30 protein-coding genes are annotated in these 26,547 nt (G+C 70.3%); 10 read left to right on the top strand and 20 right to left on the bottom strand.

Annotated features, from left to right (window positions below; translation table 11 throughout):
- Nucleotides 1-77 precede the first annotated feature (77 nt).
- Complete coding sequence (locus RR3_RS02295; RefSeq protein WP_064066415.1) at nucleotides 78-1,634, top strand: long-chain-fatty-acid--CoA ligase; 1,557 nt, start codon at nucleotides 78-80, stop codon at nucleotides 1,632-1,634.
- A 63-nt stretch (nucleotides 1,635-1,697) separates the two neighbouring features.
- Here the strand turns inward: RR3_RS02295 and RR3_RS02290 are convergent, their stop codons facing one another.
- Both RR3_RS02290 and RR3_RS02285 read right to left on the bottom strand, forming a co-directional pair.
- Nucleotides 1,698-2,882, bottom strand: coding sequence for a thiolase family protein (locus tag RR3_RS02290; RefSeq protein WP_017680402.1), 1,185 nt, complete (start codon nucleotides 2,880-2,882; stop codon nucleotides 1,698-1,700).
- Between the two features lie 114 nt (nucleotides 2,883-2,996).
- Complete coding sequence (locus RR3_RS02285; protein WP_228287167.1) at nucleotides 2,997-3,848, bottom strand: hypothetical protein; 852 nt, start codon at nucleotides 3,846-3,848, stop codon at nucleotides 2,997-2,999.
- A 373-nt stretch (nucleotides 3,849-4,221) separates the two neighbouring features.
- Here RR3_RS02285 and RR3_RS02280 point away from each other — a divergent pair, with 373 nt between their 5' ends.
- Nucleotides 4,222-4,518 (top strand): chorismate mutase, encoded by a 297-nt coding sequence (locus RR3_RS02280; protein WP_010595792.1) that lies wholly within the window; start codon nucleotides 4,222-4,224, stop codon nucleotides 4,516-4,518.
- A 74-nt stretch (nucleotides 4,519-4,592) separates the two neighbouring features.
- On the opposite strand, the gene RR3_RS02275 is transcribed toward RR3_RS02280, so the two are convergent.
- The 3 genes from RR3_RS02275 to RR3_RS02265 all read right to left on the bottom strand — a co-directional run bounded on the left by RR3_RS02275 (nucleotide 4,593) and on the right by RR3_RS02265 (nucleotide 7,743).
- A complete protein-coding gene (locus RR3_RS02275; protein ID WP_234420181.1) occupies nucleotides 4,593-5,051 on the bottom strand; it encodes a hypothetical protein in 459 nt (152 codons plus the stop codon).
- A gap of 97 nt (nucleotides 5,052-5,148) precedes the next feature.
- A complete protein-coding gene (locus RR3_RS02270; protein WP_064066417.1) occupies nucleotides 5,149-6,573 on the bottom strand; it encodes an aldehyde dehydrogenase family protein in 1,425 nt (474 codons plus the stop codon).
- 96 nt (nucleotides 6,574-6,669) lie between these two features.
- Nucleotides 6,670-7,743 (bottom strand): alpha/beta hydrolase, encoded by a 1,074-nt coding sequence (locus RR3_RS02265; protein ID WP_010595789.1) that lies wholly within the window; start codon nucleotides 7,741-7,743, stop codon nucleotides 6,670-6,672.
- A gap of 149 nt (nucleotides 7,744-7,892) precedes the next feature.
- Here RR3_RS02265 and RR3_RS02260 point away from each other — a divergent pair, with 149 nt between their 5' ends.
- A complete protein-coding gene (locus RR3_RS02260; RefSeq protein WP_072786316.1) occupies nucleotides 7,893-9,980 on the top strand; it encodes an elongation factor G-like protein EF-G2 in 2,088 nt (695 codons plus the stop codon).
- A gap of 13 nt (nucleotides 9,981-9,993) precedes the next feature.
- Here RR3_RS02260 and RR3_RS02255 read toward each other — a convergent pair whose 3' ends face one another.
- From RR3_RS02255 to ppk2, 3 genes are all read right to left on the bottom strand, one after another.
- Complete coding sequence (locus RR3_RS02255) at nucleotides 9,994-10,683, bottom strand: alpha/beta fold hydrolase (protein ID WP_064066508.1); 690 nt, start codon at nucleotides 10,681-10,683, stop codon at nucleotides 9,994-9,996.
- A gap of 33 nt (nucleotides 10,684-10,716) precedes the next feature.
- Nucleotides 10,717-10,887 carry a hypothetical protein gene (locus tag RR3_RS24800; RefSeq protein WP_017680406.1) on the bottom strand — a complete coding sequence of 57 codons (171 nt, stop codon included), beginning with the start codon at nucleotides 10,885-10,887 and terminating at the stop codon, nucleotides 10,717-10,719.
- Nucleotides 10,888-11,022: 135 nt separating this feature from the next.
- Complete coding sequence (gene ppk2 / locus RR3_RS02250; protein ID WP_010595786.1) at nucleotides 11,023-11,970, bottom strand: polyphosphate kinase 2; 948 nt, start codon at nucleotides 11,968-11,970, stop codon at nucleotides 11,023-11,025.
- Between the two features lie 190 nt (nucleotides 11,971-12,160).
- Here ppk2 and RR3_RS02245 point away from each other — a divergent pair, with 190 nt between their 5' ends.
- The 4 genes from RR3_RS02245 to RR3_RS02235 all read left to right on the top strand — a co-directional run bounded on the left by RR3_RS02245 (nucleotide 12,161) and on the right by RR3_RS02235 (nucleotide 14,779).
- Entirely contained in the window at nucleotides 12,161-12,613 is a 453-nt protein-coding gene (locus RR3_RS02245; protein ID WP_064066507.1) for a DUF5994 family protein, read from the top strand.
- A complete protein-coding gene (locus RR3_RS24605; protein ID WP_124258589.1) occupies nucleotides 12,603-12,788 on the top strand; it encodes a hypothetical protein in 186 nt (61 codons plus the stop codon). Before RR3_RS02245 ends, RR3_RS24605 begins: the two co-directional genes overlap by 11 nt.
- A 105-nt stretch (nucleotides 12,789-12,893) precedes the next feature.
- On the top strand, nucleotides 12,894-14,042 hold the full coding sequence (locus RR3_RS02240) for a serine hydrolase domain-containing protein (RefSeq protein WP_017680408.1): 1,149 nt from the start codon (nucleotides 12,894-12,896) through the stop codon (nucleotides 14,040-14,042).
- Nucleotides 14,043-14,098: 56 nt separating this feature from the next.
- Nucleotides 14,099-14,779 (top strand): DedA family protein, encoded by a 681-nt coding sequence (locus RR3_RS02235; RefSeq protein ID WP_040275827.1) that lies wholly within the window; start codon nucleotides 14,099-14,101, stop codon nucleotides 14,777-14,779.
- An 88-nt stretch (nucleotides 14,780-14,867) separates the two neighbouring features.
- On the opposite strand, the gene RR3_RS02230 is transcribed toward RR3_RS02235, so the two are convergent.
- From RR3_RS02230 to RR3_RS25305, 5 genes are all read right to left on the bottom strand, one after another.
- On the bottom strand, nucleotides 14,868-16,082 hold the full coding sequence (locus RR3_RS02230; RefSeq protein WP_010595782.1) for a GNAT family N-acetyltransferase: 1,215 nt from the start codon (nucleotides 16,080-16,082) through the stop codon (nucleotides 14,868-14,870).
- Nucleotides 16,083-16,148: 66 nt separating this feature from the next.
- Nucleotides 16,149-16,433, bottom strand: coding sequence for a hypothetical protein (locus RR3_RS02225; protein WP_048772943.1), 285 nt, complete (start codon nucleotides 16,431-16,433; stop codon nucleotides 16,149-16,151).
- A complete protein-coding gene (locus RR3_RS02220) occupies nucleotides 16,433-16,744 on the bottom strand; it encodes a hypothetical protein (RefSeq protein ID WP_048772945.1) in 312 nt (103 codons plus the stop codon). The genes RR3_RS02225 and RR3_RS02220 overlap by 1 nt, the downstream gene beginning before the upstream one ends.
- Nucleotides 16,741-18,120: a hypothetical protein gene (locus tag RR3_RS02215; RefSeq protein ID WP_234420180.1), complete on the bottom strand. Its 1,380-nt coding sequence runs from the start codon at nucleotides 18,118-18,120 to the stop codon at nucleotides 16,741-16,743. The genes RR3_RS02220 and RR3_RS02215 overlap by 4 nt, the downstream gene beginning before the upstream one ends.
- Nucleotides 18,117-18,413: a type VII secretion target gene (locus RR3_RS25305; RefSeq protein ID WP_072786313.1), complete on the bottom strand. Its 297-nt coding sequence runs from the start codon at nucleotides 18,411-18,413 to the stop codon at nucleotides 18,117-18,119. The genes RR3_RS02215 and RR3_RS25305 overlap by 4 nt, the downstream gene beginning before the upstream one ends.
- A gap of 242 nt (nucleotides 18,414-18,655) precedes the next feature.
- On the opposite strand from RR3_RS25305, the gene RR3_RS02205 reads away from it, so the two are divergent.
- From RR3_RS02205 to RR3_RS02195, 3 genes are all read left to right on the top strand, one after another.
- Nucleotides 18,656-18,988 carry a hypothetical protein gene (locus tag RR3_RS02205; protein WP_064066738.1) on the top strand — a complete coding sequence of 111 codons (333 nt, stop codon included), beginning with the start codon at nucleotides 18,656-18,658 and terminating at the stop codon, nucleotides 18,986-18,988.
- Nucleotides 18,985-19,608: a DUF3558 domain-containing protein gene (locus RR3_RS02200; RefSeq protein ID WP_064066739.1), complete on the top strand. Its 624-nt coding sequence runs from the start codon at nucleotides 18,985-18,987 to the stop codon at nucleotides 19,606-19,608. The genes RR3_RS02205 and RR3_RS02200 overlap by 4 nt, the downstream gene beginning before the upstream one ends.
- Nucleotides 19,609-19,705: 97 nt before the next feature.
- Nucleotides 19,706-20,161 carry a hypothetical protein gene (locus RR3_RS02195; RefSeq protein WP_064066740.1) on the top strand — a complete coding sequence of 152 codons (456 nt, stop codon included), beginning with the start codon at nucleotides 19,706-19,708 and terminating at the stop codon, nucleotides 20,159-20,161.
- Between the two features lie 31 nt (nucleotides 20,162-20,192).
- On the opposite strand, the gene RR3_RS02190 is transcribed toward RR3_RS02195, so the two are convergent.
- From RR3_RS02190 to RR3_RS02160, 7 genes are all read right to left on the bottom strand, one after another.
- Nucleotides 20,193-20,372, bottom strand: a complete 180-nt coding sequence (locus RR3_RS02190; RefSeq protein ID WP_017680417.1) for a hypothetical protein — start codon at nucleotides 20,370-20,372, stop codon at nucleotides 20,193-20,195.
- 218 nt (nucleotides 20,373-20,590) lie between these two features.
- Complete coding sequence (locus tag RR3_RS02185; RefSeq protein WP_064066741.1) at nucleotides 20,591-21,802, bottom strand: bifunctional 3,4-dihydroxy-2-butanone-4-phosphate synthase/GTP cyclohydrolase II; 1,212 nt, start codon at nucleotides 21,800-21,802, stop codon at nucleotides 20,591-20,593.
- 5 nt (nucleotides 21,803-21,807) lie between these two features.
- Nucleotides 21,808-22,287, bottom strand: a complete 480-nt coding sequence (locus tag RR3_RS02180) for a flavin reductase family protein (protein ID WP_064066742.1) — start codon at nucleotides 22,285-22,287, stop codon at nucleotides 21,808-21,810.
- A complete protein-coding gene (locus tag RR3_RS02175; RefSeq protein WP_059175331.1) occupies nucleotides 22,284-22,787 on the bottom strand; it encodes an NADPH-dependent FMN reductase in 504 nt (167 codons plus the stop codon). The genes RR3_RS02180 and RR3_RS02175 overlap by 4 nt, the downstream gene beginning before the upstream one ends.
- Nucleotides 22,788-22,811: 24 nt before the next feature.
- Nucleotides 22,812-23,843, bottom strand: coding sequence for an ABC transporter permease (locus tag RR3_RS02170; protein ID WP_064066743.1), 1,032 nt, complete (start codon nucleotides 23,841-23,843; stop codon nucleotides 22,812-22,814).
- The gene (locus RR3_RS02165; RefSeq protein ID WP_064066744.1) at nucleotides 23,843-25,381 is read right to left on the bottom strand and encodes a sugar ABC transporter ATP-binding protein; all 1,539 of its coding nucleotides are present in this window, start codon (nucleotides 25,379-25,381) and stop codon (nucleotides 23,843-23,845) included. The genes RR3_RS02170 and RR3_RS02165 overlap by 1 nt, the downstream gene beginning before the upstream one ends.
- A complete protein-coding gene (locus RR3_RS02160; protein WP_064066745.1) occupies nucleotides 25,368-26,546 on the bottom strand; it encodes a sugar ABC transporter substrate-binding protein in 1,179 nt (392 codons plus the stop codon). Before RR3_RS02160 ends, RR3_RS02165 begins: the two co-directional genes overlap by 14 nt.
- Between the last annotated feature and the right edge of the window lies 1 nt (nucleotide 26,547).

Below are 26,547 nucleotides of genomic sequence, written 5' to 3'. Positions count from 1 at the left end.
GACGCCGCGCCGCCCCGGCAATAACCTGTGTGACACCCGCCACAGGGCGGGCAGCTGTTCTTCCAGGAGGCCCCCGCATGTCCGTCCCCGCTCCGTCCGTCATCCTCGACCGCGTCGCGCACTGGGCGCAGACCAAGCCGGACGAGGTCGCGGTGCAGTACCTCGACCGCACCCACACCTGGGCGCAATGGCACGAGCGGCTGCTCCACCTCACCGGTGCTCTCGCCGCGGAGGGGATCGGGCCGGCCGACACCGTCGCGTTCGTCGACAAGAACAACCTCGCCTGCCTCGAGGTCACCTACGCCGCGTCCGCGCTCGGCGCGGCCAACGCGATCCCGAACTTCCGGCTCGCCGGGGACGAACTCGACTACGTGATCAACGACTCGCGGGCGCGGATCCTGTTCGTGGGAGCGGAGTTCGCGCAGGAGATCGCGTCGCTGCGGTCGCGGTTGTCCTCCGTGGAGAAGATCGTCGTCGTCGGCGGGGAGAACGACGAGTTCGAACCGTGGCTCGCGGCCGCCGCTCCGGCGACCCTGCCCGACGTCGCGGCGGAGACCACCGCGCTGCTGCTCTACAGCTCCGGCACCACCGGCCGGCCCAAGGGCGTCCAGCTGACGCACCGCAACCTGTTCGCCCATGCCGAGGACGTGCTCGCCGTGCTGCCGTTCACCGACGGCGACTGCCTGCTCGTGGCGATGCCGCTGTTCCATGTGGGCGGCACCTGCTACGCCGTCATGGGTATCCACGACGGCCGCCGCTGCGTGTTCACCCGCGAGGCGGATGCGCCCTCCCTGTTCGGGGGTCTGGCGGCGGGAGCGAACATCGCGTTCCTGGTGCCCCCCGTGATCGCGGCCGTCCTCGCCGCCGGCGAACGGGCGATCGGGGCGTTCGCGCGGCTCAAGCGAATCACCTACGGCGCCGCGCCGATGCCGCTGCCGCTGCTGCGGGGCGCGCTCGCCGCGTGGCCGGACACCGAGTTCGTCCAGGTGTACGGCATGACCGAACTCGCCGGGGTGATCACCGCGCTGCTGCCGGACGTGCACCGCGACCCGGCACAGGAACGGCGGATGGCGTCGGCGGGCACCCCGATCCCCGGGGTGGAGATGCGCGTCGTCGATCCGGCCACGCTCGAGGACGTGGCGCCGGGCGGGATCGGCGAATTGTGGTGGCGCTCGGCGCAGACCACACCCGGCTACTGGAACCGGCCCGACGCGACGGCCGAGACGATCACCCCCGACGGGTGGTTGCGCAGCGGCGACATGGGCCGGGTCGACGACGGCGGGTTCGTGTTCATCGAGGACCGCCTCAAGGACATGATCATCACCGGCGGCGAGAACGTGTACTGCCCGGAGGTCGAGCGGGTCCTCGTCGAGCATCCGGCCGTGGCCGAGGTCGCCGTCATCGGCGTCCCGGACGAGAAGTGGGGTGAGACGGTCAAGGCGGTGGTGGTCCTCGCCCCGGATCAGAAGGCCGACGAGCAGGAACTCGTCGACTACACCCGCCGGCACCTCGCGCACTTCAAGTGCCCGTCGAGCATCGACATCGTCGACATGCTCCCGCGCAACCCCACCGGCAAGATCCTCAAGCGCTCCCTGCGCGCCCCGTACTGGGCCGGGCACGAACGCACCATCTGAGCGGTGCGTCCTTTGGGCGGCTGCAGCAGCCCAAAGGACGCACCGGCCGCGGAGCGGCCCGGCTCAGCGGATGCGGCGGATCAGGGCGGCCAGGGCCTGGCCGCCGCCGATGCACATGGTGACGATGCCGAGCTCGAGGTCGCGGCGCACCAGGTCCTTGGCCACCCGCAGAGTCAGGATGCCGCCGGTCGCACCCACCGGGTGGCCGAGGGCGATCGCCCCGCCGTACGGGTTGGTGCGGGCCGGGTCGAGCTTGGCGTCCCGGATCACCGCGACGGCCTGCGACGCGAACGCCTCGTTCAGCTCGATCGTGTCGATGTCCGCCGGGGTGGTGCCGGTCTGCTCGAACAGCTTCTGCAGGGCCAGCACCGGCGCGTAGCCCATCAGCTCCGGCTCGAGGGCGGCGGTGGCGACGGACTCGAGCACCGCGAGCCCGCCCAGGCCCCGCTCGACCGCGACGGACTCGCGGGCGAGCACGACGACGCCGGCGCCGTCGTTGATGCCCGAGGCGTTGCCGGCGGTGACGGTGCCGTCCTTGACGAAGGCCGGGCGCAGCGTCGCCAGGGTCTCGACGGTGGTGTCGGGCTTGGGATGCTCGTCGGTGGTGACGACGGTGGGCTTGCGGCCGCCGATCTCGACGGGGGTGATCTCCTCGGCGAACGCGGCGCGGGCGGCGTCGGTGGCGGCGCGGCGCTGCGACTCGGCGGCGAACTCGTCCTGCGCGACGCGGTCGATGCCGTACTCGCGGGCGACGTTCTCGGCGGTGACGCCCATGTGGATGCCGTGGAACGGGTCGGTGAGCATGCCGACGGTGCCGTCGACGAGGGTGCGATCGCCGAGCTTGTAGCCGGAGCGGGCGCCGAAGTCGTAGAACGGCATGCGGGACATGTTCTCGTCGCCGCCGGCCAGGGCCAGATCGACCCCGCCCCAGCGCATCTGCATCGCCGCCGACCAGATCGCCTGCAGGCCCGAGCCGCACAGCCGGTTGACGGTGTACGCGGGAGTCGAGACGGGCAGCCCGGCCGCGAGGGCGACGCGACGGGCGTTGTAGGCGTCGGGTCCGACCTGCCCGATGCAGCCCATGACGACCTCGTCGATGTCCTCGGCCGCCACGCCGGCACGCTCGAGGGCCGCCTTCGCGGCGGTCGCGCCGAGTTCGTGGGCCGGCACGCCGGCGAACGCGCCGCCGAAGCTGCCGACCGGGGTGCGCGCGCCGTCGACGACGACGATCCGTTCCGCTGTGCTCATCTCACGTCCCATCTCTCGCAGGAACGGCACCGAGTGCCATATCTTGCGGTCGACGATACCGGAGCAGTGAGCCGCAACACAGTCGGGTGGCACTGCGACGCAAGGCGGGCACTGTCAGGTGGGATCGCCGAGGTCGTGCCGATGCACGCGCTCGGTCGCCGCGGCCGACCCGAGTTCCGTGCGGGCCTGCGGATTGCTCGCATAGAACTCGAGCACCCGGAACAGCAGCACCGGGTCGCAGTCGAACTTGCGGGAGTCGATCTCGATCACCGGTTCGGGAGGCAACCGGTCCAGGCGGAACAGCCGGCTGGTCCGTCGTCGCGCCCAGGCCGCGGCCGGCGTGCCCAGCACCCAGATCTCGGGGAAGCCGTGGTGGACGGCATGCACCCCGGCCACCGACACCCACGGCAGATACGACTCGATGGTCCAGCCGCGCTGCCGGATCCCGTCCGGTGTCAGCAGTAGCGCCCCCCGGCGGATCCCGCCGCGCAGCACCTCCACGACGAACGCCGCGCACGGCAGCCCGAATGCCGCGAGGAGCACACTCACCCACGGAACGCCGGGGGCGAACAGCACGATCTCGACGGCAGCGCCGAGGGAGAGCAACGCCGCACTCGTCGTCATGGCGCCCATCAGATGGAAGACCGGGCCGGATGCGCGGATCTCGGTGGCCCCGCGGCCCCACGCCTCGACGAGACGGATCTCCGGGTCGCCGCGCCGTGGCCGCCAGAACACGTATCCGAAGAGCGCGGTGAGGGCCATCAGGCCGGACAGGATGAGGAAGAACCGCATCACCGCCCAGGCCCCCGCGTGACCGGCATCCCAAGCCCGCCAGAGGGAGACGAGGATCACGACACCCGCCAGGACTATCGCGGCGGCGACCCGGGTATTGACCTTGGGAGGCGGCCACTCCTCCGGGCGGATCATTCGCGCGGAGGCGGACTCGTCTTCATCGGTGCCGTGCACGAAACACCCGTCCCACTGCGTTCCCCTTCCGGAAGCGCCGGGGACCCCGCCGCCCCGACCGGTTGCCGGTAGGTGGGGAACGCTACCGCAGGGCTCACCGATCGTGGCGCACGACACGCACCGCGACCGCGGTCGCCCGCCGAAGGGACCTTCGACCCTACGCCCGGGGGCCGGATCCGGGCCCGCACGCGGCGATGTGACCATTGCCACATACGCCCCAGGGCGGACATAAAGCCCAGTTCAAGAGGTGTTCATCTCGTGGCCGTCGATCCCGGGCGGCGGGACACGAAAATCTTGTCTACGGATGAGTAACACTGGCGCCGACGGGAACGACACAATCATCGACGATCCAGACGAGACCGGAGGAATCTGCATGACTGTCCAGCTTGATTCGCCTGGCTTCGAGTCCGCCCGCGAGGTGGTTTCGACCCAGGAAGACCTCGGTCGACTGTTCGACGAGATCGGGGAGCTCGACGCGCAGATTCTCGAGGCGATCGAGCGCCGCAGCGAGCTGTCGCGCCGGGCGGGCATCGCTGCGAAGGAGTCCGGGACTGCTCGGCAGGCCCAGAACCTCGAGATGCGGGTCCTCGACCGATTCGCCGAACTCGGCGCCGACGGCAAGACCCTGGCGATGACGCTGCTCCGCCTCGGACGCACCCGCCTGTCCTAGACCTGACGACTTCCGCGGCCCCCGCACCGATCGGTGCGGGGGCCGCGTCGTCGGCACTGCCGGAACACGAACGTTCAGTGCCTCGCGTGCAGCAGACCCTCCCGCACCGAAGCGGGCCGAGATGCCTCGAGCTCGAACTCGGCGAGCGCGCGGCCCGCGACGGCGGCGATGCCCGACGGCGGCAGCTCCTCGAATTCGCCGAGCACGAGGGCGATCTGCTCGATCGGCGGCAACGTCGAGAACAGCACGGCGTCGTCACCGCAGCCCTCCGCACGCCGGGGTGCCCGGCCCTCCGCGTGCAACAGGTACACGAACCACGACACGGCGTACGCGCACAGTTCGGGACCGATCGGGCCGCGCCAGGTCGCGACCGCCCGTGCCAGCGCCCGGTCCAGGATCGGAGCCGCCCGCTCGGAGCCGACGGACAGCAGCCGAGCGCACGCGGCGAGGTCCGGGAGCCGGCCTTCGAGCACCTCGCGCAGACCACGACCACTCGGGTCGCCCGTGGACCCGCCACTGGGCTCTGGCGGCATGATGTACATCGTCCGCTCCCTCCGTGCATTCCGGCCCGGGGAAACCGATGCCGTCTCCCCGTCTATCGTTCGGCGGGGCCCGAACGTGACGGACCTCTCACCGCAGCAGTGCCTTGACCTCCAGGAATTCTTCGAGGCCGAAGACGCCTGCCTCGCGGCCGACACCGGAGTGCTTGTAGCCGCCGAACGGTGCGTCCGTGTTGAAGGCGCCGCCGTTGATGTAGACCTGCCCGGTGCGCAGCTGCCGAGCGACTCGCTCGGCCCGGGCGCGGTCGGCGGACCAGACGCCGCCGGAGAGCCCGTAGTCGCTGTCGTTGGCGATGCGCACGGCGTCGTCCTCGTCGCGGTATCCGATGATCGACAGCACCGGCCCGAAGATCTCCTCGCGCGCGATCGTCATGTCCTCGGTTACGTTCGCGAACACGGTCGGTCCGACGAAGTAGCCGGTGCCGAGGCCGGTTTCGCGGCCGTCGAGGACCAGCTCGGCGCCCTCCTCGATGCCCTTGTCGATGTAGGACCGCACCCGCTTGAACTGGTTGGCGTTGACCAGCGGGCCGAGGCGGGTGCCGGCCGCGGCGGGATCGCCGACGGTGTAGGCGCGCGCGACCTGTTCGGCGAGGGCCGCCACCTCGTTCATCCGCTCGGCGGGGACGAGCATGCGGGTCAGGGCCGAGCAGGTCTGCCCGGAGTTCAGGAAGCACTGGGCGACGCCGTCGGTGACGGCGCGGGTCAGGTCGGCGTCGTCGAGGATGACGTTGGCAGACTTGCCGCCGAGTTCGAGCGCGACCTTCTTCACCGTCTCCGCGGCGACGACGGCGACGCGCTTGCCCGCGCGGGTGGAGCCGGTGAACGACACCATGTCCACGTCGGGATGCGCGGCGATGGCCTCCCCCACGACGGGACCGTATCCGCTGACGAGGTTGAACACGCCGGGCGGCAGCCCGGCCTCGTCGCAGAGGTCGACGAGCGCGTAGGTGATCAGGGGCGCCACCTCGGTCGGCTTGAGCACGACGGTGCAGCCGCCCGCGAGGGCCGCGAAGACCTTCAGGACCACCTGGTGCAGTGGGTAGTTCCACGGGGTGATGGCACCGACGACGCCGATGGGTTCCCGGACGATGAGGGCGTTGCCCACCTCCCCGGCGTCGAAGTCGTAGGTCGCGGCGAGTTCGGCGTAGCGGGTGATGTTCTTCAGCGGCATGCCGATCTGGACCGGCTTGGCCAGCGCCACCGGCATGCCCATGTCGCGCGAGACCAGTTCGGCGAGCTCGTCGATGCGCTCGGCCATGAGGGCCGCGACCTTGCCGAGGTGGGCGCCCCGTTCGGCGCCGCTGAGCGCCGACCACGCCGGGAACGCCGCACGCGCGGCGCGGACGGCCCGGTCGACGTCCTGCGCGGTGCCTTCGGCGACGACGGCGATAACGTCCTCGGTGGCCGGGGCGATCACGTCGATCCGGCCGGTGCCGTCGGAGTCCACCCATTCGCCGCCGATGTAGATCTTCGTGCGATCGAGCACGTTGTTCATGTGTCGGTCCTTCTCCCCTGAGTGATGTGCTTCACAGGCAGCGTACGACGCGGGTCCGACGCGCAGCGGGAAGCCGGTCCGGCCCGCCGCGGCGGGTCAGGGCCGGGTCTCGAGGGCGCGCTGGAGCGTCGGCCACGCCTTGGGCAGCTGGTCGCGCCAGTAGCCCCACGCGTGCACCCCGACGGGTTCGTAGGTGACGGTGACGGGGATCTTCAGGGCCCCGAGGCGCTCCTCGAGCCGCTGGGTGCACATCCGCGAGCCGGCCTCGAGGATGCCGCCGAGGACGAGGGTGCGTGCGAGGTCCGGGGTGTCGGGTGTCTCGTGGGGTCCCGGCACGCCGGTCGCGGCGGACAGGTACAGCTCCTTGCCGGCGAGGTTCTCGGCGTGCGCGACGGTGTCGTGCTCGGCCCACTCCCGGCTGCCGGGCGGCCCCCACATGTTCACGGCGTCGCCGCCCTGCGACGAGGTGCTGGTCTGCACGACGGCGCTGCCGAGCAGGTCGACGGTCGAGTAGCAGCCGCTGAACGCGGCGACGCCCCGGTACAGCTCGGGGTGGCGGTGGGCGAGCATCATCGCCGCCTGCCCACCCATCGAGTTCCCGGCGATCGCGTTGACCCCGTTGCTGTTCAGCCGCGCGGCGAGCAGCGGCGGCAGTTCCTGGGTGAGGAAGGTCTCCCACTTGTTGAGCCCGAGCTTGGGGTCGGACTGCAGCCAGTCGCTGTAGAGGCTGCCGCGCCCACCGTTGGGCATGACGACGTTGACGTTCTTGTCGGCGAAGAAGGCGGGCGCGCCGCCGATGTTCATCCAGCCGCTCGTGTGGTTGCGGGCGCTGACCCCGTCGAGCAGGAACAGGGTGGGGCGCGGGACGGAGTTGTCGGCGGGGAGCAGGACCTCGACGCCCACGTCGCGGCGCAGGGCGGGGCTCGCGACCGTCAGCCGCACCGCGCGTTCGGCGATCGGGGTCTCCCCCACGATGGCCGCGGTCTCGATGTCGCGCAGCTCGGGCAGCGGGCCGGGATCCTCCTGGAAGGCGGCCGGCACCGAGGAGCCGGAGTTCGACCCGGTGCCGGGTGCCGCGACGGCGGCTCCCGCACCCAGCACGGTCACGGCGGCGAGGGCCGTACCGGTCGTGAGCAGGCGGACGAGTGCCGGACGCCGGGCAACCACCACGAGGACCTCCCTAAACCTCAAGTTCAGGTTGAGAGTAGCCGACGCGCGGGCTTCGTGGTGCCTTTCCGGATCGTCGGCGTGCCCGAAAGACGCCACGGCGACGGAGGCGCCTCCTACACTTTTGGCACAGGCCACGGGAGGAGTCGCCGATGCCCGACCGCTCTGCCGCACGCACCGAACGGGCGCCCGCCGTCGAGCGCCCCGCACAGCTCCGCAACGTCGTCCTCGTCGGCTGCAGCGGGGTCGGCAAGACCACCCTCGCCGAATCCCTCGCGCTGGCCGCCGGCGCCGTGGGCCGGGCCGGCCGGACCGCCGACGGCACCACCGTCTCCGACTACGAGGCGATCGAACAGCAGCACCGTCGCTCGGTGCAGCTGGCCGTGCTACCGCTCGCGTGGAACGGGGTGAAGATCAACATCATCGACACCCCCGGGCACCCGGACTTCGACGCCGAGGTCCGCGCGGGTCTGCACGCCGCCGACGCGGCCGTATTCGTGGTCTCCGCAACCGATCCCATCTCCGCCGCCACCCGCACCCTGTGGCGCGAGTGCGCCGAGACCGCGATCCCCCGCGCCATCGTCGTCTCCAAGCTCGACGTCGCCCGCACCGGCTTCGACGACATGCTCACCGCGTGCCACGACGCGTTCGACCTCGGCCCGGACACCCTGCGTCCGGTCTACGTGCCGGTCTTCGACGGCGGCCGTCCCTGCGGCTCGATCGATCTGCTCACCGGCCGCGGCTACGGCAATCCCGCCGCCGTGCCGGACACCGGCGCCGCACGCGAGAGCCTCGTCGAGGCGATCTCCGGCCAGGACGACACCCTCATGGAGCGCTACCTCGCGGGCGAAGCCCTCGACACCGAATCCCTCGACGAGGGGCTGCGGCACGAGATCGTCGACTGCGCACTGCATCCCGCGCTCGCCACCACCGACTACGGGGTGGGCGCCGCCGAGCTCCTCGACCTCGTCGCGATGGCCTTCCCCGACCCCACCCACCGTCGCCCGCCCGCCCCCGCCGCCGACCCCGAGGCACCGCTGGCGGCGCAGGTGATCCGCGTGGCCGGGGACGCCTACGTCGGACGCATCAGCCTCGTGCGGGTGTATTCCGGAACCCTGCGGCCCGACACGACGATCCGGCTGGCCGGAGCCGCCGGCGACGACACCACCGAACGCGTCGCGACCCTCACCAGCCCGTTCGGCCGGCAACAGCGCCCGGTGCCCGAGGCCGTCGCCGGCGACCTGGTCTGCATCGCCAAGCTGCTCACCGCCCAGCCCGGCGACACCCTCTCCGACACGGGGGCGTCGACCCTCCTGGACCGCTGGCCGCTACCCGAGCCGCTGCTGCCGGTGGCCGTCGAGGCCCACACCCGCAGCGACGACGACAAGCTCTCCCAGGCCCTCGCCCGGCTGACCGCCGAGGATCCGGCCCTGCGCCTCGAACAGAACCCCGACACCCACCAGCTGGTGCTGTGGTGCACGGGCGAGGCCCACGCCGAGGTCGTCCTCGACCGGCTCCGCACCCGCCACGGCGTCCACGTCGACGCCGTCCCCTACCGGGTGGCGCTGCGCGAGACGTTCGCAACCCCGGCCAAGGGCCACGGCCGGCTCGTCAAACAGTCCGGCGGCCACGGCCAGTACGCGGTGTGCGACGTCGAGGTCGAACCGTTGCCCCTGGGCGGCGGCATCGAATTCGCCGAACGCGTCGTCGGCGGCGCCGTGCCCAGGCAGTTCTTCCCGTCCGTGGAGAAGGGCGTGCGGGCGCAGGCCACCAAGGGGGTGGCCACCGGGAACCCGCTCATCGACGTCCGCGTCACCCTCGTCGACGGCAAGGCGCACTCGGTGGACTCCTCCGACGCCGCGTTCCAGACCGCGGCCGGGCTGGCGTTGCGGGACGCCGCCACGCACACCGAGGTCACGCTGCTCGAACCCGTCTCCGCGGTGCGGGTGATCCTGCCCGAGGAGTACCTCGGCGCCGTCCTCGGTGACCTGTCCGCCCGGCGTGGCCGGGTCCTGGGCACCGAGAGCGCCGAGCCGGGCCGCACTCTGCTGCGCGCGGAGGTCCCCGAACTCGAACTCGCCCGCTACCCGGTGGATCTGCGGTCGCTCACGCAGGGCACCGCGGAGTTCTCCCGAATGCACCTGCGCTACGAGCCCATGCCGGCCGCGGCGGCGGCACAGTTCACCGGCGGGCAGCGCGAGTCCACGTCGAACGGCAAGTCCCGCAACGGAAACCGGTAGCCTCCCGGGCAGATCATTCCCGCAGCAGCAGCGACGCCAGTTCGGCCGGGCGGGCGAGGGCCGGCAGGTGGCCGGTGTCGATCACTTCCGGCTCCACCCCCACGCGTTCGTGCGCGAGCCGCTCGATCAGCGGCAGCGGGAACAGCCGGTCGTGCCGGCCCGCGATCACCCGCACCGGCACGTCCGGCCACCGCTGCGCCCGCCACGCCGGCTCGAACGCCGACTCCGCCATGTCCGGCTGCTCGTGCGCGAATGCCTCGTCGACGACGTCGTCCGGCACGTCGTGGAAGAACAACGCGCGCGGATCCAGCGGCGCGTCCGGGTCACGTCCGTCGGCGACGTCCTGCGCGCGCTTCGCCTCGGCCTGCCCCACCGCCGACCACCACTGTCCCGGCGACTCGCCCGGCGCCGGGATCATCGGCGCCACCAGGACCAGCGCGTGGACCGGCATCCGCTCGGCGACGATCGCCGCGGTGAACGCGGACATCGACTGCGCCACCAGGGTCGGTGGGCGCGCGAGGTCACGGCAGGCCGCCACCACGACGTCCGCGTACGCGTACTGGTCGGCGCCGGGGTCGGTGTACGGGAGGTCGACCGGCACGACCTCGTGCCCGCGCAGCAACGGCGCCACCCGGTGCCAGTACCACGAGTCCGACCCCGCCCCCGGCAACAGGACGAAGCTGCGGGTCGTGGCACCGGGCATCGTCGGCGGCCGATCCGTCACGAGAGGGGCCGGTCAGTCCGGCGCCTCGTCGCCGGTCTCGATCGGACGCTGCTCCTCGCGGTCCGAAACGCTGCCCTCGACGCCCTCCTCCTCGCGTTCGCTCTCGACCCGTTTCTCCATGTCGTCCACCAGGTTCTCCAGGTCCTCCCCGGTGACCGGGGCGGGACGGTCGGTGGCCTCCACGGGCTCTTCTCGGTCATCGCGCTGTTCCGGACTTCCCACGGTGTGACGTCCTTTCGATGTCGGCCGACCTCGGTCGGTGCAGCCCTCCCGCATTACCCGGTCGCCCGCGCCCCGAAACCGCGCACCGGGCGCACATCACACCGTCGGGAAGGTCTCCGAGGGGCGCTCCCCCTCGTCGTAGACCGTCTCGGGTGAGCCGATGATCTGGGCATCCGGGGTGCCGACCACGCGCGGATTCTTGCCGGTGTAGTCGAAGCGATGCAGCACCCACTTCATCGCCTCGATCCGCGAACGCTTCTTGTCGTTCGCCTTGACGATGGTCCACGGGGCGTGCGGGGTGTCGGTGTAGAACAGCATCGCCTCCTTCGCCTCCGTGTACGCGTCCCACTTGTCGAGGCTCGCGAGGTCCGTCGGCGAGAGCTTCCACTGCTTGACGGGGTCCGTGCTGCGCGCGACGAACCGCGCGTGCTGCTCCTCGCGGCCCACCGAGAACCAGAACTTGACCAGGTGGATCCCGGACTGCACCAGCATCCGCTCGAATTCCGGTGCGGAGCGCGTGAATTCGCGGTACTCGTTGGGGGTGCAGTAGCCCATCACCCGTTCGACACCGGCCCGGTTGTACCAGGACCGGTCCATCAGCACGATCTCCCCGCCCGCCGGCAGGTGCTCGACGTAGCGCTGGAAATACCACTGCGTGCGTTCCCGCTCGGTCGGCTTCTCGAGCGCCATCACCCGCGCACCGCGGGGATTGAGATGTTCGGTGAACCGCTTGATCGCCCCGCCCTTGCCGGCCGCGTCGCGCCCTTCGAAGATGACGACGATCTTCTCGTTGTGCTCCTTGACCCAGGCCTGCAGCTTGAGCAGTTCGATCTGCAGCTTGCGTTTGCGGGCCTCGTACTGCCGCCGCGTCATCTTCGTGTCGTACGGATAGCCGTTCCGCCACGGTTCGTCGACGTCGGCGATCCGATTCTTGCGGCCGGACTTCCGCAGCAGCTCGCCGATCTCGTCGATCTCCGGGGTGACGTCGATCTGACCGTCCGACGCGAGTTCGAACGGTTCGCCCTTCTCGTTCAACTCGTCCACTCCGTGAGATTACCGCCGCCACCGGCCCGTCGCGGTCCGAACGCCGGTGCGACCCGCGGCGCATTCGCCCGTTTCCACCCCACCCTGTAGGCTTCGAGTCATCGATGGGCATTTCGCATCGGGCTTCCCGCCCGGTGGGCCCCGATTGGAACATCTTCCGGCTGATTCGCGGCCGACCAAGGAGCGTCCCGTGACGCACACACCGCGGCCCGGACAGCGCGGCACCGACCGGGGTGTGCCGGCGCAGCCGGGAACGCAACCGTTCCCCGAACCCACCCGCACCCCGCGGCTGCTGCTGCGACCTGCCGGGGCGCCTACGTCGTCCGTCGACGGCGCCTGGTTCCCCTGGACCCAGAACATCACCTCGGAGCTGCACGACCTGGTCTCGGCGCTCGCCCCGAGGCTCGGGCCCGTCGTGCGGATCGCGTTCGAATGGAATGCGGTCAGCTCCGCCCAGCGGCGCATCGACGACGTCGACGGCATCGAGATCACCGGTCCGATCCCCGGCCAGGCGTCGACTCTGATGTATCTGTTCGGCGAACACGGCACCCGGCTCGCGCTGACGATCGTCGCGCCCCACACCGACCCCGACCGCGCCTACGAGATCATGCGGACCGTCGCCGGTGTGCCCGATGAACACTGACCCGCTTCCCCCGACGATTACCACCACAGAACAGGACACCATGCAGCACCACGAGTACCCGATCTTCCTTCAGCCCGGCACCCCCGCCGACGCGGACACTCCCACCGAGGCCGAGACGGATCCCCGCCGGCACGGACCGCACGACTACTCCGGGCTCTTCTCGGCTCCGAACTGACCGGCATATCCCCGCTGCGGGGGGAACATGATCGAATCCGGCGCAGGACCCCGGCGCAGACGTCACACTGAAATCCGGAGAAATCCCCCGAACTCTGGAGACGCCATGCGCCGGCTGTCGATCCTTGCGATGACCACCTTCGTTCTGGCGGCCGCCGCCTGCGGCTCCGACAGCGGCACCGAGGACTCCGCGACGACGACCACCCGCGCGCCCGACTCGGCCCAGGCCGAGCAGTTCCAGGCCGCGCTCGACGACGTGCGCGACGACTTCAAGTTCCCCGGCGTCGTCGCGCGGGTGATCACGGCCGACTACGAGTGGACCGGCAGCTCCGGGACCGCCGGCCGGGACTCGACCGAGCCCCCGACCGCCTCCGACCACACGCGCATCGGCAGCATCACCAAGACGTTCACCGTCACCGCGATCCTCCAGCTGATGCAGGACGGCAAGCTCTCCCTCGACGATCCCATCGGCAAGTACGTGCCGGGTCTGCCCAACGGCGACACCGCCACCCTGCGCCAGCTCGCCGACATGACCAGCGGCATCCCCAGCTACACCTTCGACGAGAACTTCCAGAACCAGCTGTTCGGCGACCCCACCAAGCCCTGGACTCCCGAGCAGCTGCTCGACATCGTGCGTGGTGACCCGCCGAACTTCGCGCCCGGGGAGAAGTGGGAGTACTCGAACTCGAACCTCATCGCCCTCGGCCTGGTCGTCGAGCAGGTCAGCGGGCAGAGCCTGGGCGACTACATCACTGAGCGGATCACCGAGCCCATCGGCATGAGCGAGACGTCGTTCCCCGACGGCACCGACATCCCCTCCCCCCATCTCGACGGCGTCACCGAACAGGGACAGCCGGAGGGGCAGACCACCGACGCCACCAACTGGGATCCGTCGTGGGCGTGGGCGGCCGGGGCGATGATCTCCACCCTCGACGACCTGCAGATCTGGGCGAAGGCCATCGGCACCGGCGAGGGACTCTACGACCAGCAGACCCAGGACGTGCGGATGTCGTCGTTCCTGTACGGGCTGCCGCCGAACACCGCGACCGCGGCGTACGGGCTCGGGCTCGGCGACGCCGACGGCTGGCTCAGCCACACCGGCGAACTGCCCGGCTTCAACACCTACTTCGGCTACAACCAGGACACCCGCGACATCATCCTCGTCGCGGTCAACAGCGACATCCCGAACGCCCAGAACCAGAACCCGGCACCCACCGTGGTGCAGAAACTGCAGGCCGCGCTCGCCGGATCCTGACCGCACGACGGCCGTGGCGGCCCTCACGTCGGCCGGATCCGGCGTGATCGGTCGTTATGGTGGATCAGGTGACTGCCGCACTCCTCGCCGCCATACCCGCCGACGCCGGCGCCCCCACCGACGGCCTCGCCGGCTGGGCGCTGTCCCTCATGGACCGGCTCGGCGGCGTCGGAGCGGGGATCGCGATCGCGCTGGAGAACTTCTTCCCGCCGCTGCCCAGCGAGGTCATCCTGCCGCTCGCCGGGTTCGCCGCGAGCCTCGGCAGCTTCACTCTCTTCGGCGCCCTGTTCTGGACCACCCTCGGCTCGCTCGTCGGCGCCCTCGGTCTCTACGCGGCCGGACGCGGCATCGGCCCCGACCGGATCCGGCGGATCGTCGACCGGCTTCCCCTCGTCGACGTCGCAGACCTCGACCGCACCACCGCCTGGTTCGAACGACACGGCGGCAAGGCCGTGTTCTTCGGCCGCATGGTCCCGCTCTTCCGCAGCCTGATCTCCATCCCCGCGGGCGTCACCCGCATGCCCGCGTGGCGATTCGTCCTCTTCACGACCGCGGGCAGCCTCATCTGGAACAGCATCTTCGTCTTCGCCGGCTACGGCCTGGGCGCGAACTGGTCCCGCGTCGAGCCGTACGCGTCGGTGTTCCAGAACATCGTGATCGGTGGCGTCGTGCTCGTCGCCGGGTACGCCGTGGTCAAGCGGGTGCGCAAGCGCCGCGCGCAGACCGACGCGAACTAGCCGACCTTGCACCCGTTCCGGTCGGCTTGCACCCGTTCCGGCGCGACGAAACGGGTGCGAGCAAGCAGAAACGGGCGCAAGCTCGGGTTCAGAACATGACGCCCGCGAACGGCGCCGAGGCCGTCGCGAACAACTGCTCGACCACCGGCAGCGCGTCCGCGTCGTGCACCTGCACGAGCCCGGCGACCTCGAGCTGATGCCAGCGGGTCCCGCCGAGCAGCGTCGCGGCGAGCGCGGACGCGTCCACCTCCAGCTGCGCCGGCTCGTCCACGCGGTCCGCGCCCGACGCCGAGATCCGGTAGGTGCCGGAGTTCTCCGGCAGCCGGTCGTCGACCACCGCCAACCGCACCTCACCGGGGCCGGCGAACGTCCGCTCCCGCAACGCGGCGGGCACGTCCACGATCCGCAGCCACGTCTCGTCGCCGGCGCGGCGCAGCTGCACCGCGCGCGAGTCCGTCAGCAACCACGGCAACGGGTCGTCCTGCGGCATCGCGACGAACACGAACGTGTCGACCAGATCCAAGTTGAGCAGGAACCGCAGCAGACCGAGGTAGGCCGTGCGGGTCGGCGCGAAGAAGTCCTCGACGACGACCGTGCGCTCCCGGCTGCCGAACCAGGTGTCGGTGCCGATCGGGCGGTAGCGGGCGAAGCCCGTCTCCGCTCCCGGCTCGCCGTGCACCGCGACGTACCGGGGTTCGCGGTCCCCGACGATCCGGTGCTCCTGCGACCGCCACCAAGGCGGGATGCGGTCGATGCTCCCGGGCCGCGACGACGGATTGTCGTCGGCGATGCGCGAGAGCAGGTCCCACGCGTCGTGCGGGTCGACGAGCCGCACCGGCCCGCCCTCCCCCACCGACGGGCGCAACGCCGCCCGCCGCACGTCCAGTTCGACGGTGTGCGTCGTGGTCGCGATGCCGTACCCGAAACGGCCGTAGATCGTCGCCTCGGAGGCCCGCAGCGACGTCACCACCTCACCCCGCTCCTGGGCGTCACTCAGCTGGTGCCGCATCAACGCCGACAGCACGCCCCGACGCGTGTGCGTGGGCAGCACCCCGACGTGCGTGACGGCGGCATGCGGGACGCGGCGCCCGCCCGGCAGGATCATCCCGCTCGACGCCGACTCCACGGTGCCCACCAACTGCCCGTCGACGAACGCGCCGAGCGTGCGGCCCTGCTCACGCTGGGTCAGGATCTGCCCCGGCTGGAGCGGGTTCGGGGCGGGCATCCCGATCATCGCGGTACGGAACAGTTTCGCCGCCGACAGCAGCTCTGATTCGGTCTCGAGGACCCGGATCTCCGGCATTACCGCAGCATACGGGGATCGCGGCGACGGGACCGCCCGGACGTGCCCTCCGCCCTGGGCTGTCGTTCATCGAAGTGCCGCCGCCACCCCACCGAACAACAGAACACCGACCAGCAGCGACGGGACCGCGACGCTGGAGATGGCCAACCCTGTGCCGAATCGACGGACCGGCCCGCGGAACGCCGTCAGCACTCCACCACCGACGAGGGGACCGAGGTACGGCCACGCTGCGTCGCTGCCGGCAATGCCGAGAGGGACCGACGCCACGCACACCAGTCCGCACAGCGCCCCGGCGAAGCTCTCCGGGCCGAACCAGTCGATGCGATCGGTCCACCGCGACTCACGGCTCATCACGACAACGACCACACGACACAGAGAACTACCGCGGCCCCACCGACTCCGAGCGCAATGCCGCGGCGACGTTCGACGCGTGAGCGCGCCAGCACAGCAGCGATGGCAGCCATGACCGCGGCGACGACAACGAGAATCCACCCTTCCGGCGGGTTCGCCCGATAGTCGATCGTGCCGATCGCGGCAACGATCCCGAGGAACAACGACGCTCCGCCGCCTGCGGCGAGCGGCAGGGACCACGTGGCGGCCTCCCAGAAGCCGATCCGATCGAGCCGTTGCGAGATTCCCGACGGAAGGACCGGCCGAATCATCGGACGACCACCACGCGAAGCGGATCCTCCGTACCACCGAGCCTCGTGGGCTGGTGCGGATCCGCATCCGGACGTGTCCCCGCCTCGTAAGGCGGCAACTGAGCGTACGCAGACCTGAAACGCTCGAACGCTTCCGTTCCGACCCCGATCGAATGATGGAACGGAAGGTTGATGAGCGGTCCGTATTCGCTGCCGCTGTCGGCAGGGTCGATCGTGACAGTTTCCGTACCGCCCATGGGCGTATCCCGATAGACCTCGAGCGCCGGGTAGTCCGTGATCACACCGTCGACAGCAATTCCTTCCGGCCGCGGCGATATCACGATGTCACCGTTGACCGTATGCGTTGGTGTCGACACATCCGGAGCGAGAGGGTTTCTCGCGTGGTACTGGATCCGAACGGCACCGTCGGCCGCCTGCTGGACGTCTACGGTCGGCACACCGACCCGTACGTCACCGTCGACCGACACCGAAGGATTCTGACGGGCGATCACCATGCCGTTCTCGTAGTCGACGTAGATCGCGACTCGTGTGTCCTCGACGTCGAATCGGGGATCCTCGGACCGATGGTCACCCAGATCCTGCGGCAGGTTCACCACCGTTTCGGACGGGATGTAGAGCCCGATCCGCACTACGCCCTGACCCGGCACGGGTTCGATCCGACCCGCGACGACCTCCGGCCCGACGCCCGCGTACTTCTCGGCGAAGCTGTTCGCCACAAGGATGTACGCCGTCGCCCAGTCCACCGGGTCGAGCGGGAGCCGACCTGTAAGTCGTTCGAATGCATCGGCGGCATCCGCCCGCCGCTCGTCGCCGGAGTCTGCCCCCGGGGCAGGCGCGGGTCCTGCGAGCACCACGTCCGCCGGAAACCGAACCTCGTCCGATTGCATCGCGGAGAGCGACTCGAGCGCTCTCCGCATCGCCGTTGCAACCCGCGCGTCTTCGTCGCCCAGTACGGTCAACGCGCGGACAATTTCCGTCTCGTGTCGGCTCGCGACCTCTTTCGAGGCTCCGGCCACACCCACCGACGAGACACGCCCATCGTTCGCAACCCGAAACCCCTCACGTTCCGCCGACGCGATGACATGCAGTACGTACGATCGCGCGGCCTCGATGCTCGAGGCTCCGCGGTGAGCAACATCGACACAACGTTCGAGCGCTCCTGCCGCGCGATTCGCCGCATCCACGAATCGCTGCATCCTGGCGCGTTCTTGATCGCCGGCTGCTCCTCGCCAAAACCGGTGCGAGTCGTCGAAGTCGCGCTCCACGTCGCGCTTACGCCGGTCGATCTCGTCACAAAGTTCCTCCCATGCAGCTGCGATCACGACCAGCGAAGCGGTGTCCCAGCGTTGGGCCTGCTCTCTCGTCGCCGGACTCACACTCTGCCCCGCAGGTCGCGCAATGCGTCGGCCGACGCACGATCCACCTCCGAATACGAGTTCGCAGCAGCATCAGCCCTCATCGCCACGTCGCGCAGACGAGCGGCCAACTGGGACGTCGATGCGACCACGGCTGCCCACACCTCTTCACATGCCACCGCGGTGCACGATCCGGAAAGCAGCTCCCCGACCTCCGACCTGTCGGTGCATTTCTCCAGTGCGGCACCGGCGGCGGCAGCCCTTGCTGCAAGCAACCGGAGTTCTTCCGGCACGACGAAAACGCTCTCCCCCATGCAGTTGCCCCCTGTGTCCCCAACCTGCCCGATGCACCTTACACAGAAAGACCGCCCCTACTTGCGACTGTCGGATGACCCGATGCCGAAAACCTGACGGCTTCCGCGGCAACGCTCACCGAGTCGGCAGACTCCCGGTCGTCCCGCCCATCAGTCGCCAGTGCCTCGCGTTCGAGCGGTGGCGTTCCCATGCCGTCGGCGCGCTACAGTACCCGGGCCGATGGACATCATGGGGGGATTTCATGGCCGAAGGACTTCGTCTGGATCCGCAGACGATCGACGAGATCGTCGCGATCTGCGACACCATGCTCCGAACGCTGAAAGACGCGGCTGAGAAGGCTGGCAACCTGACCGATGCGCCCAGCTTCGGTGGCTTCGCATCGGCCGAGGCTCTCCGCGCCGGATTCGTGCGCAAGGCCCAGGGCACACCCGAATCGCTCTACGAACGGCTCGAACAGTTCTATGTAGTGCTCAAAGGCATGCGGGATCTGTTCGCCGCCGGTGGCGAGGGTTTTCCTGCCGCCGAGTACGACTGGGTGCAGCGTCTGCACGGCGCGAGTTCGGACGAGCAGTGACCAGCCGCCGCACCGCCGGGGCCCTGCTCGCTGTCGGGGTGCTCGCCGGCTGCGCGGTGCCTTCACACTCCGCCATCACTACGGGCGAGCCGCCGACCCCAGCGACCACCACGACGCGCGTGCCCCGACTGGTCGACGAATCCGACCGACCCCTCGTCGCCTTCGACCCCTGCCTCGACATTCCCGACGACGTGCTCACCGCCGCCGGCTACGACCCGAGAACCAAGGACAATGCGGACTTCGCCGCCACGCATTTCACGATGCTCGGCTGCTCCTACGACGGCATCGTGCACATCCCCGGAGTCCTGGCCAACTATGGTCTGTCCGTACTATCCGCCAACTTCGACTTCGAGGAGGAACGGCAGAAGGCCGCCAGCAACGGTGATGACATTCTGCTCACGGAACTCGCCGGCCGGAGAGCACTGTTGAAGACCAATACGTCCCTGCCGTACCGATGCGGATTGAGCGTCGAAACGTCATATGGGGTGCTCATATTCGGCCGAATCCACTTCCGCGACAGCAACGCTCCCCTGCCGGAATCACAGTGGTGCGTCGGCCTGGAGGACACCGTCGGTCGGATCGTCGCGGTTCTCGACGACTTCGAATCGACATCGCGCTGAACGACATCCGCAGGATTTCCGCAGAGAGCACCGCTTTTGTGTCGGCGTCCCGCGCTACGGTTGATCACACTGGAGGAAACCACAGAGGAGGCGGCCAGTGAACGACAGCACGGACGTCCCGGAGATCAACACCTGGGACGGAATGATCGACTGGCTCGTCGAATCGTTCACCGACAAGCCGACGGGTCTCGTCATCGACCTGGGACCGAGCGGCTACGTCGCTCCGCTCGACGAGGACGAGGACGAGGACGAGGACCTGGTGGTGTGCGCGCAGGTACACATGCTGGCAGACGGTGTGCTGATGGTGCGCCGCTCCCGGACCGTCCTCGGCCGGCTGCGGTTGGACACTCACGCTGTGGACGGGCTCGAACTCGACCGGTGGTTCTTCGACGGCCACTTCGACGACTGCACCGACGGCTACCTCTTCACCCGCGACGTCACCTTGGCTGCCGACGCATGTGTTTCGTGGTTCCGCGACAGCCCGGACGCGCCCCCGCTCGACGAACTGGGATGCGAGTACGAGTTCCCCGACACGCTTCCGATCGGCACGTAGCCCCCGGCGTGATCCCCGCGGCTCGTTCCGGTCAGCCGTGCCGCTGTCCGAGCAGACGCTCGAGGCCCGTCTGCCCGATGATCGAGATCCTCTGCCCGAGCCGCAGGCGCTCCCGCACCGCGTACAGCTTGCGTCCCTCGGACTCGTTCAGTCCGTTGCGGACGTCCCCTCGCACGAGCAGCGTGGTCGAGTCGCCGACGGCATCCTGCACGTGTCCGCCGGCGCGCCGGACGAGCTCCGCGGCCTCGTTCCGGGTCCATCTCTGGAGCTTGCCGGATCGAAGACACCGTCGCGCGTATCGTCGCCGCACTAGGCGAGTTCGAGTCACGCAGCCGCTGAGTGACATTCACAGCCGCTCCACCGTCAGTCATACGCTCCCACAATTGAACGTGCGGATGACTGCGCGACGCGCGGATACCGTTCTGCGCCTCAGCCTTCCGCAGCGGGCAGCAGATGCCCCATCCGCCGTCGTTTGGCCTCGAGGTACCGCACGTTCGCCGGGGCCCTGCCCACGTGCAGCGGTATCCGCCCCGACACGACGATGCCGTTGTCCTCGAGGCCGGCGATCTTGGCCGGGTTGTTGGTGAGCAGCCGCACCGAACTCACGCCGAGGTCGTGCAGGATCGCGGCGGCGCCGCCGTATTCGCGGCCGTCGGCGGGTTCGTCGAGTTCGAGGTTGGCCTGCACGGTGTCCAGGCCGCCGTCCTGCAGCCGGTAGGCGGCGAGCTTCTTGAGCAGGCCGATGCCGCGGCCCTCGTGCCCGCGCAGATACACCAGGATCCCGCCCTCGTGGGCGAGACGCTCGAGGGCGGCGTCGAGCTGGGGACCGCACTCGCAGCGCTGGGAGGCGAACGACTCCCCGGTCAGGCATTCCGAATGCACCCGCACCAGCGCACCGTCGCCCGGCTCGCCGGCGAGCAACACCATGTGCTCGGCTCCGGTGAGCCGATCCTGGTAGCCGACGGCGCGGAAGGTCCCGAACCGGGTCGGCATCACGGTCTCGTCGGCGCGGACGATCCGTCCCGTCGGCGCGACGGGTGCGGGCAGCGCGTGCGCGGCACGGTAGTTGATCAGCTCCGCGACGGTGAGGACGGGCAGGTCGTGCCGGGCGCCGAGGTCCTCGATGCCGGGCAGGCGCATCATGGATCCGTCGTCGGCGACGAGCTCGGCGATCACCCCGACCTGCGGCAGGCCGGCGAGCGCGCACAGGTCGACGGCGGCCTCGGTGTGGCCGGGGCGTTCGAGCACCCCGCCGGGCCGGGCGCGCAGCGGCAGGATGTGCCCGGGCCGGATCAGGTCGCGGGCGGTGGCGGTGGGGTCGGCGAGCACCCGCAGCGTGGTGGCGCGGTCGGCGGCGCTGATGCCGGTGCTCACCCCGCGCGCCGCGTCGACTGTGATCGTGTACGCGGTCTGCTTCGGGTCCTGGTTGTCGGTCACCATCGCCGGCAGCTCCAGGGCGTCGGCGCGGGCGCCGGTCATCGGCGCGCACAGCAGGCCCGAGGTGTGCCGCACGGTCCACGCGATCCACTCCGGACTCGCGTGGTGGGCGGCGAGGATCACGTCGCCCTCGTTCTCGCGGTCGGCGTCGTCGGCGACGAGGACGGGCCGCCCCGCGCGCAGTGCGTCGAGCGCCGCCTCCATCCGGCTCACGACGCCACCAGCCTGCGGAAGGCGCTGCGGTGGAACACGATCGGCTCGGTGCCGGAGTCGTCGAAGTGCAGTTCGTGGACCCGCAACACTACGATGGCGTGGTCGCCCGCGGGGACCTGCTGTTCGATCGACACGTCCATCCGGACGCTACAGCCGGCGACGAACAGCGCTCCACCGTCCCGGGTTTCGGTGTCGAGGCCGGCGAACCGGTCTCCCTCCTTGGCCGCGAGCCCCCGGGCGGCACCGTCGGAGTTCAGGACGCTGATACCCAGTCGCGGCCGTGCCGCGAGCCTCGGCCAGGTGGTGGAGGTGTTCTGCACGCAGAACGCCACCAGCGGCGGATCCAACGACACCGGCACGAACGTGCTCGCGGCCATGCCGAGGCGTTCGGAGCCGGTGTCGGCGCAGATCGCGACGACCCCGGACGGGACGTGGGCGAAAGCGCGGCGCAGCGCGGCGCCGTCAAAGGTGGTCATCGTGCCTCCGTCCGGAGAGTGGAACGCAGGACCGGCGCCCAGCGCTCGGCGTAGTCCGCGATCCGCGTGTCGGTGGTGTAGGTGGAGTCGAGCAGGTACAGCCCCGCCGCCGGGGTGGTGGCGCCGAGTTCGACGAGCACCGGCTTGAGCAGCAGGTCGGGGGCCATGGCGTGGGCCGGACCGGCGCCGAGCATGAGCGGCACGGCGGTGACGTCGCGCAGGCCGTCGCCGGTGGCGAACTGGTCGAGGAAGAGCTTGAGGATGCCGGTGTAGGTGGCCTTGAAGGTGGGGCTGGCGAAGACCACGAGATCGGACGAGGCAACGGTGTCCACCGCCGCCTTGACGGCATCGTCGCCCCAGCCGAGCAGGCCGGGCCCGAGGGTGATCACGTCGACGACGTGGTCGGGGGCGGAGCCGGTGAGTTCGGTGGCCAGGAGGGTGGCGGCGTCGAGGGTGCGGGAGCCGGGCTTGGGGTTGCCGGCGACGACGGTGGTCTTCATGACGGGTGTCCTTCGGTCGGGCGCTCAGCGCGCGGATCGGGAGGCGGTGCGGCGACGGACCGCACCGGAGAGGGCGACGGCGACGACGAGGGCGCCGCCGTAGAACAGTTGCTGGACGAAGCTGGCGACGCCGAGCATCTGCAGGCCGACGACCCCGGCGACGAGGAAGTACACCGCGACGAGGGTGCCGAAGGCGTTGAAGCGGCCGGGCACGATCGCGGTGGCGCCGAGGAACGCGGCGGCGAACGCCGGGAGCATGAACGACTGGCCGGACGACGGGTCGGCGCCGCCGAGCATGCCGGCGTAGACGATGCCGGCCAGGGCCGCGACGAGCGCGGAGGTGACGAGTGCGCCGCCGCGGATGCGGTCGACGTGCAGGCCGCTCAGCCGCGCGACCTGCGGTCCGCGCCCGACGAACAGCAGCCGCCGACCGATCGGGGTGTACTGGAAGATCACCGCGGTGAGCACGACGAGGGCGAGGGCGTAGTAGAACTGCAGCGACACCCCGAATAGGCGGGTGCCGATGGTCGCGTCGACGAGTCCGGCGTCGATGCCGGTGACCGAGGTGGAGTCGGAGATCCACTGCACCACGCCGAGGACGACGGTGCCGCTGCCGAGCGTCGCGATGAACGAGTCGATGTGCAGCCGCACGACGAGCACGGCGTTGACGACGCCGACGACCAGCGCGACGAGCACGGCGACGGCGATGGCCGGCAGCAGCGACCAGCCTTGCTGGACGTTGAGCACCGCGATGGTCATCGCGGCGAGGGACATGGTGGACACGGCCGAGAGGTCGAACTCGCCGGCGGTGAGCGGCACGATCAGCCCGAGGGCGAGGATCAGCAGCACGGCCTGCGAGCCGAGGATGTTCTGCAGGTTGTTCGCGGTCGGGTAGATCTCGGGGCGCAGCGCGCTGAACACGAGCACGACGGCGACGAGGGCCAGCACGAGCGCGTACTTCTCGACCAGCGGGCCGAGCGCGACGCGCGGACGGGTCGAATCTGCTACAGGGGCGGGTCTTTTCGTGGTGGTGGTCTTGTCGAGGGTGACGGACATCAGGCTTTCACTTCCTGTCGGGTCAGGCCGAGGACGCTGTCCGAGATGTGGTGCTTGGAAAGTCGGTCGCCGGTGAGTTCGGCGACGACGTGGCCGCGGGAGAAGACGAGGACGCGGTCGCACAGCACCGACAGCTGCTCGTAGTCGGAGCTGGCGACGACGATGCCCGCTCCCCCGCGCGCGGTCTCGCGGAGCATTTCGAAGATGCGGGCGCGGGCACCGATGTCCACGCCCTGGGTGGGTTCGGCGAGCAGCACCAGCGCCGGGTCGGTCTGGAGCCACTTGCCGAGCAGCGCCTTCTGCTGGTTGCCACCGGAGAGGGAACCGTAGACGGCCTGCGGGTCGCGGGGCCGCACGTCGCAGCGGTCGGCGAGGGACGCGGCGACGGCCCTGAGCGCGCCCGGTTTCACCCAGCCCGCGCCGAGGATCGGCAGCGTGACGTTCTCGGCGACGGTCAGCTCCGGCGCGCTGCCCTCCACCTTGCGGTCCGGCGGCACGTACACGACCTTGCGGGCGAGCGCGTCGATCGGGGTGATCGTCTGCAGCGCAACGATGTCGTGGCCGATCGTCAACCGTCCCCCGCGGGCCGGGCGGGCCCCGTACAGGGCGGGCAGCACGTCGTCGTAGCCGGAGCCGGCGATGCCGGTGAGCCCGACGATCTCGCCGGGGCGCACGTCGAAGCCGATCCCGTCGACGGTCGCGGTCTCGAGTTCCTCGATCCGGGCGAGCGGCGCCGCGTCGTCGAAGTCGCGGACGGGCCCGGCGACGCGGGGGTCGGCGGAGTCGAGGCTGCGGCCGACGATGAGGTCGATGAGCCTGGGGGCGGTGAGGTCGCGGGTGCGGTGGGTGCCCTGGGAGACGCCGTCGCGCAGGACGGTGACGCGGTCGGTGTGGTCGAGCACCTCGTCGAGGTCGTGGGAGACGAACAGGACCGCAGCCTTCTTGTCGGCGACGATCTCGCGGACGACGGTGAACAGCAGGTCGGTGCCCTCGCGGGGCAGGAAGACGGTCGGCTCGTCGAGGACGAGGAGGGTGCGGCGGTCGCCGAGTTCCTCCACGGCCCGCAGGATCGCGACGAGCGCGCGGTCGGTCTCGTCGAGGCTCGACACCGCGGCGTCCGGGTCGACGTCGAGGCCGAAGTGGTCGAACAGGGCTCGGGCGGTGGACTTCTCGCGCCGCCAGGAGATCCACGGCCTCGAGCCGGCGACGACGGGCCCGACGCGCAGGTTTTCCACCACCGACAGGTCGGGCACGAGCGCGAGGTCCTGGTGGACGAAGCTGATGCCGAGTTCGCGGAACCCGCCGGCCGGGACGGGCAGGGCCACGTCGCGGCCGCGGACTTGCAGGGCGGCGCCGGGGTCGGGGGCGTGGAACCCGGCGAGGACCTTGATGAGGGTGGACTTGCCGGAGCCGTTCTCGCCGAGCAGGCCGTGCACCTCGCCGGCGTGGATCGTCAGGCCGACGTCCTTCAGGACGGTGTGGCTGCCGAAGGTCTTGGACAGACCGACGATGTTGACGATGGGGTCAGGGCTGCTCACTGGACCCCCACAGGGCCTCGTAACCGGTGACGTAGGCGGTGCCGTAGCCCTTGTCGGGCTGCGGCGGGGTGCCGGTCTCGTCGATGTTGTCGGCGGTGATGAGCTTGAGCGGGGTCTGCTGCGCGCCGTTCGGGACGGGGTCGTAGCCGAGGAGCAGGCGGCCGGCCTGGTCCATGGTGGCCCAGGCGAGCCACGGGATGGATTCGCCGACGTTCATGGTGACGATGCCGTCGTCCTGCTGGATCTTCAGCACGGCGGGGGTGCCGTTGACGGAGGAGATCTCGACCTGGCCGGTCTTGCCGGCGGCCTTGATGCCGGACTGGGCGTAGAGCGACATCGAGTCGTAGATGGGCAGGACGAAGTCGATGGTGGGGTCGGCGGAGAGGGCGGACTGCACCTCGGACTGGATCTTGGTGGCCCACTCGGCGACGGGCACGTTGACGATCTTGTATTCGCACCGGGGGCAGTACTGCGCGATCTCGTCCTCCATCGCCGCGACCTCGGCCTTGGCGGGCGGGACCTCGTTGGAAGTGATGATCAGAGCGTTGCCCTCGCCGTCGGTCCGATCGATCATCCAGTCGACGGTGAGGCGGTTGGCCTCGGCGAGCGGGGCGTCGGTGGTGGCGTCGACGAGGCCCTCGAGGCCGGTGGGCAGCGGTTCGCCGCGCAGGATGGTGTGGGTGAGCAGGACGGGAATGTTTGCCGCATCCGCCTTTTCGAGTGCCGGTTTGATGAGGGAGGCGTCGATGCCCTGCGAGAGGACGATCAGGTCGACCCTCTGGTTGACGGCCTGTTCGACGCCGGTGGCCCACTGGGCGGGCTGACCCCGGTTGGTGTATTCGATCCAGGTGGCGCCGTAGCGTTCGGCGACCTTCTTCGATTCCTCGTCGACGGCGACGTTGTAGGGGTTCTCGCTGTTGGTGGGGATCGCGAAGATCGTCTTGCCGGCGATGTTCCGCATCGGGAAGGGCTCGGCCTCGAGCGTGAACTCCGGGTCGGCCGCGTACTTGGCGAGCTGGGCGCGGGCGTACTCGATGCCGGCGGCGACGTCGGCGTCGGAGACGTCGCCGCCGCCGGAGCCGGAACTGCTGCATGCGGCGAGACCGAGGGCGGCCGTGAGGGTGAGCGCGGCGATCGCGGCGCGGCCGGGAAGGGTGGTGCGCATG

Origin of the sequence: Rhodococcus ruber NBRC 15591, assembly GCF_001894945.1 — a bacterium.
Taxonomy (GTDB): domain Bacteria; phylum Actinomycetota; class Actinomycetes; order Mycobacteriales; family Mycobacteriaceae; genus Rhodococcus; species Rhodococcus ruber.
Note: the sequence above shows the minus strand (reverse complement) of the source record. Positions and strands in the feature narration are given on the sequence as shown.

Bases quoted from the DNA above. Each gene is read 5' to 3' on its own strand.
- RR3_RS02260 (WP_072786316.1), top strand. From the start codon at position 7,893: ATGCCCGACCGCTCTGCCGCACGCACCGAACGGGCGCCCGCCGTCGAG.
- RR3_RS02185 (WP_064066741.1), bottom strand. From the start codon at position 21,802: ATGGAGGCGGCGCTCGACGCACTGCGCGCGGGGCGGCCCGTCCTCGTC.
- RR3_RS02290 (WP_017680402.1), bottom strand. From the start codon at position 2,882: ATGAGCACAGCGGAACGGATCGTCGTCGTCGACGGCGCGCGCACCCCG.
- RR3_RS02230 (WP_010595782.1), bottom strand. From the start codon at position 16,082: ATGCCGGAGATCCGGGTCCTCGAGACCGAATCAGAGCTGCTGTCGGCG.
- RR3_RS02160 (WP_064066745.1), bottom strand. From the start codon at position 26,546: ATGCGCACCACCCTTCCCGGCCGCGCCGCGATCGCCGCGCTCACCCTC.
- RR3_RS02225 (WP_048772943.1), bottom strand. From the start codon at position 16,433: ATGAGCCGTGAGTCGCGGTGGACCGATCGCATCGACTGGTTCGGCCCG.
- RR3_RS02170 (WP_064066743.1), bottom strand. From the start codon at position 23,843: ATGTCCGTCACCCTCGACAAGACCACCACCACGAAAAGACCCGCCCCT.
- RR3_RS02175 (WP_059175331.1), bottom strand. From the start codon at position 22,787: ATGAAGACCACCGTCGTCGCCGGCAACCCCAAGCCCGGCTCCCGCACC.
- RR3_RS02235 (WP_040275827.1), top strand. From the start codon at position 14,099: ATGGTGGATCAGGTGACTGCCGCACTCCTCGCCGCCATACCCGCCGAC.
- RR3_RS02275 (WP_234420181.1), bottom strand. From the start codon at position 5,051: ATGCCGCCAGAGCCCAGTGGCGGGTCCACGGGCGACCCGAGTGGTCGT.
- RR3_RS02180 (WP_064066742.1), bottom strand. From the start codon at position 22,287: ATGACCACCTTTGACGGCGCCGCGCTGCGCCGCGCTTTCGCCCACGTC.
- RR3_RS02270 (WP_064066417.1), bottom strand. From the start codon at position 6,573: ATGAACAACGTGCTCGATCGCACGAAGATCTACATCGGCGGCGAATGG.
- RR3_RS02205 (WP_064066738.1), top strand. From the start codon at position 18,656: ATGGCCGAAGGACTTCGTCTGGATCCGCAGACGATCGACGAGATCGTC.
- RR3_RS02280 (WP_010595792.1), top strand. From the start codon at position 4,222: ATGACTGTCCAGCTTGATTCGCCTGGCTTCGAGTCCGCCCGCGAGGTG.
- RR3_RS25305 (WP_072786313.1), bottom strand. From the start codon at position 18,413: ATGGGGGAGAGCGTTTTCGTCGTGCCGGAAGAACTCCGGTTGCTTGCA.
- RR3_RS02255 (WP_064066508.1), bottom strand. From the start codon at position 10,683: ATGCCCGGTGCCACGACCCGCAGCTTCGTCCTGTTGCCGGGGGCGGGG.
- RR3_RS02240 (WP_017680408.1), top strand. From the start codon at position 12,894: ATGCGCCGGCTGTCGATCCTTGCGATGACCACCTTCGTTCTGGCGGCC.
- RR3_RS02220 (WP_048772945.1), bottom strand. From the start codon at position 16,744: ATGATTCGGCCGGTCCTTCCGTCGGGAATCTCGCAACGGCTCGATCGG.
- RR3_RS24605 (WP_124258589.1), top strand. From the start codon at position 12,603: ATGAACACTGACCCGCTTCCCCCGACGATTACCACCACAGAACAGGAC.
- RR3_RS02295 (WP_064066415.1), top strand. From the start codon at position 78: ATGTCCGTCCCCGCTCCGTCCGTCATCCTCGACCGCGTCGCGCACTGG.